Raw genomic sequence first — 11,601 nt, 5'->3', positions numbered from 1 at the left:
GTTTTATTTTGAATGGGTTAAAATACCGCTTTTAAGCGAAAATTCATAGAGGGAGAGTCTGGAGTCTACAGTCTTTAGTCTGAAGTCAGATTATGCAAGCTAAATAATGGTTGATAGTCAGTAGTTAAATTGTTGATTGCTATGGTTTTTAAACAATATGCTATAAACTATAAGGCCATCAACTATGATCTATCAAGCCATTAACCAAAAGAAAAGTCCATAGCCAATAGTATTAAGCTATCAACCATGAACTTCTGACTCTGGACTTCGGACTAACTATGGTTTATCATCTGTTAGTTCAAAACCCCAGGTTTTTCCTTTTTCAGTTGCAGGTACTCCGCTTGTCATCCAGGCTGGCGCTTTCGCACCTTTTAGATAATAATCGAAAAACTGTTGCTCACGGATTTGAATATCCTTACGGTTCTGGCGTTGAACCAGGTTATGCGCTTCGCCATTATAGTTTAACATCCAAACTGGTTTACCTAAACGGCGCAGACCGGTAAACATTTCGATACCCTGATACCAAGGCACAGCTCCATCTGCATCATTAGCCATTACCACAACAGGGGTATTTACTTTCGGGAACATAAATAGTGGTGAGTTCTCGATGTATAATTCTGGTTTTTCCCAAAGTGTTGCACCAATACGACTCTGTGTTTTTTCGTATTGAAACTGACGGTTCATACCAGTTTCCCAACGGATACCACCATAAGCAGAAGTCATATTGACTACAGGCGCACCGGCCCAAGCGGCAGCATACATGTTATTCTGCGTAATGAGATAGGCTACTTGATAACCACCCCAGCTTTGACCTTGGATACCGATTTTACTACCATCTACCCAGCTATTTTTCTTCAGGCTTTCTACACCAGAGTTGATGAATTCAACTGCAGATTTACCTGGGTGACCAGTTTCATAGCTAATATCTGGCGCAAAAACCAGGTATCCGTTACTCACGAAATAAGAAATATTTAATCGAGATGGAGTAGGTGCTGGCGCTTGATAAGTGTATAAACCATCCGTTAGTTTTTCGTAGAAATACGCAATCATCGGATATTTCTTATTTGGATCGAAATTTTCCGGTTTGTACAGTATACCTTCGGCTTTATAGCCTTTCGGCGTGGTCCACTTAACCAGCTCAGCCGTGCCCCAATTGTAGTTTTTTTGTTGAGGGTTGGTATTGCTTAATTTGGTTTCAGTTTTGAAATCGGTAGTGATATAAACATTTGGCGATTCTACATAATTGGCTTTATCGTAAATATAAGCATCAGCATCTTTAGCTTTTAGCAGGTTTGAATATTTAAACTTAGCCATTACTACCAATTCTGGCGCTTTAGCCGAACCTACGTTGGTACGGTAAAACCCGTTTTCTTTAGTTAAATTATTAAAACCATCTAACCAAACCGTTTCGTTCACTTTTACAAATTTGCTATCTGCATTGCGCTCAAACCTGTTATCCTGTTGTACTCTTTCGTAACGGAAGGTAATGTTGTTTGCTCTTCCAAAACCGGCAGTAATATTTTTTGGTGCCGATTTTCCATCTGGTGAGAACGACCAGATATCGTATTTATCGTAAATTAAAACAGCTTTATCACCTTCGGTCCATGTTGCTAAACCGTAAGGGGAAGGTAAATCCGGTACATCGTTTTCCTCATCAACAAATTTTTCGCTTAATCCAGCTGTTAATACGGTTACTTTTCCGGTGGTTACACTATAAGTATTCCAGCTACCTGCTTTTCTATCAAAATATAAAACATAGTTTCCGCCAGGAGAAGCCATTGCATAACCGCTTAAATTATCAATGATTTTCTTTTTCTGGCCATTTTTAGTATCAACTAGATAATAATCTTTTGACGTAGAACCACTCCATTGTGATTCGATCCTGCGGCCATAGTCTGTAGATGCTAAAACCAGATTCGCATCACCTTCAGCAATCAGATTGGCGTCAGGCAATTTTAAATCCGCTAATGGAATTACTTTTGGATCACTGCTATAAACATCAATCACCGATAAATAGCTTTTTTTACCGTCTCTATCTGCATTTTTAAGCTGCATAGGTTGCAAGTAATCGTCTTTGTAATTCCAAACATCAACTTTGGCCACTTCGAAATCTACAATAGTGGTGTCTTTTGGTTTTTTGATAGGGGAGATGCCGAAAAACAATTTCTTGCCATCTTTACTAAAGGTTATTTTACCATCGCCATTAACCGACCATTTTGCAGGTAGTCCTGGCATATCAAAATCAACCAGTATCTGCGCCGTATCTAGTGTTAAAGAGTTGTAATAAATGTTGTAATTTTTTATTTCCTGTTTCTCCGGACTTTGCTCGCCCACAAAAGCCACATGTTCGCTTTCCTCATCAAAAGTGAAGTTTTTGAAACTTCCTTTACCTTTAATCAGGCTTTTTAATATGCCTTTTTCTGTATTGAGCAAGAATACACCCTGTGGGGCCGTTTTGTCTTTTTTAGACCCGCTGCAGGCAAAAACCAACTGTTTGCCATCTTTACTGAAATAATAATCGGTAACGAATTTATAAGTTTTATCTGTGCCCGTTAAAAGGTTTTTCACCACTAAATCGGTTCCTTCGTCGGTCTTACCTTTTCCGGCAGGTTCATCATCTGCAAAATCCATTTCACCATCCTTTTTCTCAGCCGGTTTTACAGTTTTCTTTGCYGTATCCGGCTTTTCAGTTAGATAAGCCATTACACCTGCACCTTCTTCAGGGAATTTGAAAGATTTTACCCTTGCCACTTTTGTAACGGCACTGGTGCTGAGGTTGACAATGCCCAACGAATCTTTTGGTAATTCATCTGGCTTTTTCTTTTTAATTTTAGCCTGACGTAAATCCTTATTTAAGGGACGGATATTAAAAGCAGCAAACTTAGAATCATTACTAAACTGTGAGTTCATTCCCCTTGGTATATTAATCTTCGCATTCGTTTTAATATTGGTAAGGTACAATTGTGCATCACCTTCTTGCTGTAAGATGCTGTACATGGCCCATTGACCATTATTTGATAATTGCTTTGTTCCTACTGATTCCCAGGTATCATATACCGAATGATCTAAAGGTTTCTTTTGGGCGTAGGCAAAGCTGACAACGAAAAACAGAATAATAGTTAGTCTCTTTTGCATTTTTAAAAGTTAATTAATTTGTTGGTTGAGATTTAATCTTCTAAAATTGGATTTTTTTAGCTTATTAGGAAACTTGTATGCCAAATATTACAATTAAAAGCATTTAGTTGGAAAGTCAGAGGTCGGAGATTGTGGTAAAGCAAAAACCCCCGATTACTTTAAGCAATCGAGGGTTTTCATATTATTAAAGGCTAAATTACTTTTTAGCTTGTTGTTGCTGACGCATATAATCATCTAAACGTTGTTGGAATTTAGATTTTTTCTTTTTCTCATCAGCCGGTCTGGCTTTATTTTGCTGAATTAAAGCGTGGATTTTATCATCATCAACCATTTTACGGATTAAGAACTGCTGTCCGAAAGTCATTAAGTTGGCCAAGAAATAATAATAGTTTAATCCGGCAGGGTAGCTGTTCAATACACCTAAGAAAATAACCGGCATAATGTAACCGATGTATTTCATTTGGCCTGTAGCACCAGAAACCTGATTGTTAAAGTAAGTCATAATCAATGTAGAGATCGTCATCAATACACACATTAAACTTAAGTGATCGCCAATGAAAGGGATTTTTACGCCAAATTTGATGAACTCATCATAAGTAGATAAATCTTTCATCCAAAGGAAACTCTCACCGCGTAACTCAAACAAGTTAGGGAAGAAGAAGAAGAAGGCCATTACCAAAGGCAACTGTAATACCATTGGCAGGCATCCACCCAGAGGATTTACACCAGCTTTCTTATATAGTTTTAAATATTCCTGTTGAACCAATGTTGGATTATCTTCACCTACTTTAGCTTTTATCTCATCCATTTCTGGTTATCAACCTGTTGCTCTAAATCGTATCCCTGAGCTTTTAAGGCAGAGAATTTATTGGTTCCGAAATAGAATTCCATTTCATAAACCTGGTTGGCTGTATGTGCATAAGRCAATTGCATATTGGCATCATAAAACTTCACCTGGCCAGGAGTGGTTGGGATTTTAACTTCTAAACTTCCTTTTTCGAAAGCCTGTTTTGAAATTAAAGAAGCTGAGAAAAAGTGCTGCTTGAATGAGAACCATTGAATTTTACCTTTCGATAACTCTTCTTTCTCATCTTTCGAAACACTTAGGTGGTTCACATCACCATCTAAATACTTGTAATAAGGAGCAGAATAACGGTGCTCACTTTCGATCGATTTTTCTTGCTGTAATAAAGTAGTCTGCCAGTTTAAGCCAATATTATTGCCTGCAATTACTTGCTGTAAGCCAACTAAATTGATGTTGAAAGCGACTTTGTTACTTAACGCTTTTAAATCGTATACATATTCGACATATGCGTTTGCACCATAATTGGCACGCATGGTAACTGTATTTCCGGTTTTTGTCGGGGTAAAGTATAAATCGTTGGTATTAATTACTTTGCCAGCAGCATTCAGGTTTAAACCAAATTTGTTCTGGTTACCATCAAATAAAATCAGTGGTTTACCGGTAAAGGTTTTCTGGCCCTTAACTTCAACCGAGGTAATTTTACCGCCTTTATTGCTTAAAGTGATTAATAATTTCTCGTTTTCTAGAACAGTATTGGCTTCGGTACCAGTAATTGCGGTACCAAAAGGGCCTTTTAGGGCTAAAGAATCTACAACTGGGTTAGCAATCGCAGCTGTTTTAGTAGTATCTTTTTGTACTGGTGTAACGCCAGCTTTTTTTGCCAATTCTATACTGTCTCTTTCTTTGGCTTTTTTAATTTCCACCGCGTTCGGCTTCAAAAAGTAGAATGATCCTGCCAAAATGATCATAATCAGGAACAGTCCTGTAAAGGTATTTCTATCCATTATTTATGTATGTACTGCTTTTAATTCGTTTTCTTTTTCGCAAACTCCATCGCAGCGGCGACAAATTTAACAAAAAGTGGGTGAGGATTAGCAACTGTTGATTTTAATTCTGGGTGAAACTGCCCGCCAACGAAAAATGGATGATTTTTAAGCTCCACAATTTCAACTAAATTGGTTTGCGGATTCATACCTGACGCAATCATTCCTGCATCTTCATATTGCTTTAAATAAGCATTGTTAAATTCGTAACGGTGACGGTGGCGCTCATTGATGTGTGATTTGCCGTAAATAGAAAAAGCTTTTGTTCCTTTTTTGATATCACAAGGATAAGAGCCTAAACGCATTGTTCCACCTTTATTTGTTATTTTTTTCTGCTCTTCCATCATGTTAATTACCGGATTTGCAGCATTTTCCTCAATTTCTGTAGTATGTGCATCTTTCAAACCTAAAACGTTCCGTCCAAATTCGATAACAGCACATTGCATACCCAGGCAGATTCCGAAGAAAGGAATATTGTTCTCGCGAACATATTTTATAGCATCAATTTTACCTTCAATACCCCGGCTACCAAAACCTGGTGCAACTAAAACGCCTTGTAAGTGACCTAATTTATCTTTTACATTATCAGGGAAAATGCCTTCAGAGTGTATATATTCTACCTTAACCTTACATTCATTTTTCGAACCTGCGTGTACAAAAGATTCTATAATTGATTTATAAGCATCAGGTAATTCTACATACTTACCGATTAAACCAATTTTAACCTCTGCCGTAGGATTTTTTAAACGGCCCAGGAAGTCTTTCCAGCTTTCCATATCAGGGTCGCTTTTGGTCGGTAATTTTAATTTCGATAAAACAGTTTTATCCAATTGTTCTTTTAACATCAACAATGGCACATCATAAATAGTAGATGCATCCATCGATTCGACTACGGCATTGATGTTAACGTTACAAAATAAAGCAATTTTTTTTCTGATCTCAGGGCTAATATGGTGCTCGGTTCTGCAAACCAATATATCCGGCTGTATTCCGTACTCCAACAAAGCTTTAACCGAGTGTTGTGTCGGCTTGGTTTTTAACTCACCTGCAGCAGCTAAATAAGGCACCAGGGTTAAGTGGATTACAATAGCATTGGTACTGCCTTCTTCCCATTTAAACTGACGAACAGCCTCAATAAATGGTAACGATTCGATATCACCCACAGTTCCACCAAGTTCTGTAATTATAATATCATATTCACCGCTATCACCTAAAATACGCATGTTGCGTTTAATTTCGTCGGTAATGTGGGGTACAACCTGAACTGTTTTGCCCAGATACTCACCTTTACGCTCTTTATTAATTACATTCTGGTAAATACGGCCGGTAGTAATGTTGTTTGCCTGTGATGTTGGAACGTTAAGGAAACGCTCATAATGACCAAGATCCAGATCGGTTTCAGCACCATCTTCGGTTACAAAGCATTCGCCATGTTCGTATGGATTTAAAGTTCCTGGATCGATATTAATGTACGGATCGAATTTTTGAATGGTTACACGGTAGCCACGTGCCTGTAAAAGTTTAGCTAAAGATGCGGAAATGATGCCCTTACCTAAAGAGGAAGTAACACCGCCCGTAACAAAAATATACTTTGTCATGATTGATAATTTGTGGAATTAACCAGGTGTTTTGGACCTGGTTAATTGTTTTTGTACGGGATACAAAGGTACAAAAAATTATCGCTCGATTAGATACTTGCCAGAATATTTTTTCTCCATATTATATCTCTGATAGTGACTGTTTTAGGTAAGGTGATCACCTAAAGTATCAGCGTGTAGAGTTCTTTTTTAATGTCTTCTATCTTTCTGGGGTTCTTTTTATCCTCATAACGGGTATAGAGGTCGATCATTTTTTTGAAATCTTTTTCGGTATCGGTTCTTTTACCTTTTGCAGGAGGAGCAATGTTAAAGATAGGAACGTTTTTAGCTTCAACCTTGGTGGCAAACCAGGTAGTATTATACCGAGGTATGGCTAGGCCTAATATCATTCCAGGTAAGCCTGTAAATCCTTCAGGGCCACCTTTTAACAAAATTTCTTCACTATAGAAAGCCACTACAGTAACCGAATCGTTTATTACTGCTATTGCTTTACGGCATTCGTAACCTGCAATTTGGCGTACATCATGCATGATTTTCCAATTGAGATGGGGGATAGTATCTTTTAAAATAAAATCTTCGCCTCTTATTGGTTTTCTGATTACTCTTGCTTTTTTGCTAAAGTCGGTATACAGCTCATTTGTATTCTCACCAGCAATAAAGAAGAAATTATTGTCGTTCAAGGTCTCTTTTGGTTTAATCTTATAAATGGAGCTACTGTCGTTAAAGCTATAATCCCAATTGGAAATCCTGTATTTGCTCATTTTATCCCTGGCATCGTCTGATATCCAGGTGTTTGATGCCAATTGCTGTTTTTGATTGATCTTTTTCTCGAAAGTTATTTTGGCACTTTTGATGAAAACAGTTTGTGCACGCACTACTATAACTGCAGAAAACAAGATTATGGTTAGTCCTAAATTTTTCATCTTCAATTATTTTTTGTCTTGTTTAACAAAGTTTCCGGTTAAATTATAGGTGATGCCAATTAGGACGTACCTCGGAATAAAGCTATTGGTGTATTCACTGATGTTATTGCCTCCCACGTAGCGATTATAGCCGATTTTTTCAGCTAGAATGTCAGAAATGGATACTTTAAGCTCTAATTCTTGTGATTTGAGCATCTTTTTTGATAAATAAGCGTTCCATAAGGCAATATTTACTGGTGTGCTAAAAGAAGAATTTGCTGGTTGATATGACAAGGATATCGATGTATTAAATTCTGTATTGTATGGAAGTTCTATGTTTCCAGAAATATCATGGTTGTGGCTAAAGTTTTTACCATTATTTATCGAACCGATTGACGAACGGCTGTTCGAAAAAGTAACCGATGGATTATACTGGATTTGAACTTTATCTCCATAATAGCTAAAACGAGGACGTATATTAATGCTATTGTTCACATTCTCATTCAACTTATTGTTTAAGATTGAAACGGAGTTCGAATGATTGAAATTGGCATTTAAACCTGCGTTAAAGTGGATTTTGCTAAAACTTTTATTAAAACTCGCACCTGCGTAAAAATTATTATTACCATTTAAATTGATATAACTGCTGATGGTTTTATTCACATCATCGACTGTTCTTGAGCTTACAACGGCATTTTTGGTAAAGCTGTAGCCACCATACACATACGCATACATCTGTGACTTTTGCTGATACGTATTAAAATTAAAGCCAAAATTATTGTTGAAAGATGGTTTTAAATTTGGATTACCTTTTATTTCGTAAAGTGGATTGTTAATTTGTCTGATAGGTTGCAACTGATCTAAACTCGGCTGTCGGGTATTACCATTGTAGTTTAATGATACACTGGTGTTTTTACCAAGTTTATAGTTAAAGTTACTCTGTGGGGCCCAGTTTAAATAGTTTCGGTTAAATTTATTGTTGCGGTCCAGATCATTCAGCTCGAATGTCGTTTCGGTAGCCTCCGCACCACCAGATAGCGTGAACTTCTTTGATCTGTATTGCAACACAATTTTACCAATGTTCGAAAAATTATTGAAATCGAAATTGTTGCTCAGTGAATCGATTCGTTTATTATTTAATGATTTATCGAATACCAGTTTATGGCTATTTGATGTTACTGTTTTAAAGCTGTATGCTGTTTGTAATGAAAATTGCTTGCCTAAAGGTTCGGTATATGATATTCTGGTACCAAGAGAGCTTTCACTTCCCGAATTATCGTTCAGAAAGTTTTGGTTGACAGTTCTGTTGATTGTTCCATTCCCATCATAGTAATTGGTTACACTTAAACTGGTGCCCAAACTCGTGCTGCTTTTGGTTTCAGGTTGTATGTCAATAGAGAGTGTTCTTCCTTTTTTTACAAACTTTTTAGCGTAATTAATATTTCCGTTAAACAAGTCGTTGTCGCCATTGCTATCATTAGACTGATCACTATTATTTACAAATATCCCTGCGTCATTTTTAGTTTCGTTCTTGCTGATATACTGGCTGCTGTTTTTGCGTTTGCTACCTGCAAAGGATATTTTTAAGGTAGAAAGCGAATCTAATTTAATATCGACACTGCCTTTTAAACTCTGTCCGGTATTTCTGGTTTCGCTGTTTGAGCTGCCTTCGCTAAAAAAATTCGTTCCGTTGGGCAGTAACGACTGGTTTTTAGAAGTTGTTCTGTCCAATATGTTTCTGTCACTGCCTTTATAATTGAGCTTTAGGCCAACTTTGTTTTCGTTCCATTTGTCAGAAAAATGCGCCCCATATCCCGTTACATCAGGTAGTCCGCTTGATGGTGAAAAATCATCTTCATCACGGCTGCCGCCATAGCTGATCATTACTGTACTGCCGTCATCGCCAACTTCAATAACATCATAATCATTGCCTTTTAGCTTGCTCATGGCAGCACTGGCTTTCGAATCTTGATTGGTATTGGAGTTAGAGCCAAAAACCGCGGCCTTTAATTTGTTTTTATAAATGCCCGCCATGCCACCTATATTTTTATAATGCTTAAGGTCGCTATTGGCATCCAGGGTGCTGAGATACCCATTTTTGGCGTTTTCCTTGAGTTTGATGTTCATTACCTTCTCTTTGGCATCACCTTCTTTTATACCAGATAATTCTTCCTCTTTGGTTTTTTTGTCATAAACCTGCACTTCACTAACGGCATTGGCTTTCAGGTATTTCTGGGCCAGAAGTGGATCGTCGCCAAAAAATTCTTCGCCATCAACCAAAAGTGTATTTACATCTTTTCCACCAGCTTTTATGGCGCCATCTTTATCAACCTCAATTCCAGGTAAGCGTCTTAATAAATCCTGTAAATTAGCATGTGGTTTTACCGCAAAACTATCTGCCTGGTAGGTTATGGTATCGCCCTTCATGCTAATGGCCTGCTTTTGGGCTTTAATTACCACTTCGTTTAAAAGCGTGGCTTTGCTATCCATCGCGATATTACCCAGGTTAAATTTTGATGAATCAGACAATTGGATGTCTCTAATATAATCGGCCATCCTCGGAAAAGTGACCACCAGGGTATAATTTCCTTTTTTTAAATTCGAAAACTCGAATTCACCGTTAACCTTGGTCCGTGCATCTTTAACTAAAATGGAATCTTTACTTCTTATTAGCAGGATAGAACTGTTCTGTAATTTTATTTTTTCAACGGTATCAATCACAACGCCTTTTATACTAGCATTTTGCRCCAGTGCCGGAAAAAATAGTAATGAAAAAATGAGAGCCGAGAAGAGTTGTTTGAGCATGTAGGTGTTGAAGGAGCGTTAATAAAATAGTGCGTTTGGTTAAGTGCCTGAAAATACAACTATTTATTTAGTTATCGCAAATAAAAATAAAATTTTTTTATTTAAAAAAGAATATAAGCACATGATTTGCGGAGAATAATATCTTTAAAAAAGAAGAGGCGGGGGGGGGAAGAAGTAAAAGTTATGCGTTTAATGAGGGCATTTTAGATTGATACGCTTCACCATCAGTAGCAACATTTATTTTGTTACTGCTAAATCATTTTTTTGATCAGAACAATCTGCCCAAAATGGTAGTAACTGTGCTCAATTACACCTTCTAGCTTACGCAGATAGGTGCCATACCTTTCATTTACAAATACCTGATCTAATTTTTCATCTGGCATTTGTGCTACTTCACCGGCGAAAGCTGCCGAATTAGCCAAAAACTCTTCAACAGCTTTTTCCAATCTTCTTCTGATTGCATTGGCGGCAGTCAAAACTATACTGATCTTTAATTTCCAACAGGCCGCCTGGTAGTTGGTGTGGACAATCCAATAACCATTTAATAAARCTTCTCTTAATCGGTTTGCAATAAATTCAGATCTTTTCATTTCTAAATTCCTGGCGTTGATTTATATCTATTAACAGCAGTTATAATAAATCTTCACTTTCTGCTCTTTCTCGCTCCAGGCAATGTAAATGTTGTTCTCTTTTCCTAAACGATACTTAAAGCCATTTAATCCCGATTTTTTTAATTCCTCATAAAGGGCTTTGTCAGGTGTATAATTATCGGCTTTATCCTCAGGCATTACTGCAGGTTCGAGAAAATTATCATCGCTAAAAAAATCATCAGCAATGGTTTTTAAGAAAATAATCTGGTCTTTTTCTTTTGAAAGATCAACATTTGGATCGGTACTGCCCAATAATTCAGTTCCTTTTATTTTGGTATTGTAAATTTCTTTTCCGTCGGCGTTTTTGATTGTGAAATTCAATACCATTTCTTCGGGTTTTCTACCAGTAAGTTCGATCTTAAAAGTGTCCAAACGTTTTAAATCAGAAAAAGATTTGGCGAGGCGCTGGTTAACATTTTTAAACTCAATGGCATTGGTTTCCTTTTTGCTGTTCGAATTACAGGCAACGAGCGCTAACAGACAGATAGCAACAAAGAGCGGTATATTTCTCATATTCAAAACTACAAATTTTATGTTTTAGTTCATGTCCATATTTTATGATATCCCTTAATTTAAAAGGAATAGCCGATAGATAACCACAATTGAAAGTCGAAATAACCACCTGGGAGCCTATTCTTTAAATTATTTTGAACATGATAATAA

8 protein-coding genes are annotated in these 11,601 nt (G+C 37.1%); all 8 read right to left on the bottom strand.

Annotation, left to right across the window (positions count from 1 at the left end; translation table 11 throughout):
- Positions 1 to 276 precede the first annotated feature (276 nt).
- Positions 277 to 3,135, bottom strand: coding sequence for a S9 family peptidase (locus tag AC1DPQ_RS11790; protein WP_477609412.1), 2,859 nt, complete (start codon positions 3,133 to 3,135; stop codon positions 277 to 279).
- 196 nt (positions 3,136 to 3,331) lie between these two features.
- The gene (locus AC1DPQ_RS11785) at positions 3,332 to 3,943 is read right to left on the bottom strand and encodes a YidC/Oxa1 family membrane protein insertase (RefSeq protein WP_477609410.1); all 612 of its coding nucleotides are present in this window, start codon (positions 3,941 to 3,943) and stop codon (positions 3,332 to 3,334) included.
- Positions 3,931 to 4,944 carry a membrane protein insertase YidC gene (yidC, locus tag AC1DPQ_RS11780; protein ID WP_477609408.1) on the bottom strand — a complete coding sequence of 338 codons (1,014 nt, stop codon included), beginning with the start codon at positions 4,942 to 4,944 and terminating at the stop codon, positions 3,931 to 3,933. Before yidC ends, AC1DPQ_RS11785 begins: the two co-directional genes overlap by 13 nt.
- Before the next feature lie 20 nt (positions 4,945 to 4,964).
- Positions 4,965 to 6,581, bottom strand: coding sequence for a CTP synthase (locus AC1DPQ_RS11775; RefSeq protein ID WP_029274708.1), 1,617 nt, complete (start codon positions 6,579 to 6,581; stop codon positions 4,965 to 4,967).
- A 161-nt stretch (positions 6,582 to 6,742) separates the two neighbouring features.
- Complete coding sequence (locus tag AC1DPQ_RS11770) at positions 6,743 to 7,504, bottom strand: GLPGLI family protein (protein WP_477584107.1); 762 nt, start codon at positions 7,502 to 7,504, stop codon at positions 6,743 to 6,745.
- Between the two features lie 6 nt (positions 7,505 to 7,510).
- The gene (locus AC1DPQ_RS11765; RefSeq protein WP_477609407.1) at positions 7,511 to 10,288 is read right to left on the bottom strand and encodes an outer membrane beta-barrel protein; all 2,778 of its coding nucleotides are present in this window, start codon (positions 10,286 to 10,288) and stop codon (positions 7,511 to 7,513) included.
- 251 nt (positions 10,289 to 10,539) lie between these two features.
- The gene (locus AC1DPQ_RS11760; RefSeq protein WP_477609405.1) at positions 10,540 to 10,878 is read right to left on the bottom strand and encodes a hypothetical protein; all 339 of its coding nucleotides are present in this window, start codon (positions 10,876 to 10,878) and stop codon (positions 10,540 to 10,542) included.
- A 30-nt stretch (positions 10,879 to 10,908) separates the two neighbouring features.
- Complete coding sequence (locus AC1DPQ_RS11755; protein WP_215127606.1) at positions 10,909 to 11,451, bottom strand: hypothetical protein; 543 nt, start codon at positions 11,449 to 11,451, stop codon at positions 10,909 to 10,911.
- Positions 11,452 to 11,601 lie beyond the last annotated feature (150 nt).

This window comes from Pedobacter sp. 01T416_2, assembly GCF_056398925.1.
This window is presented reverse-complemented; position numbering and strand designations above follow the sequence as displayed.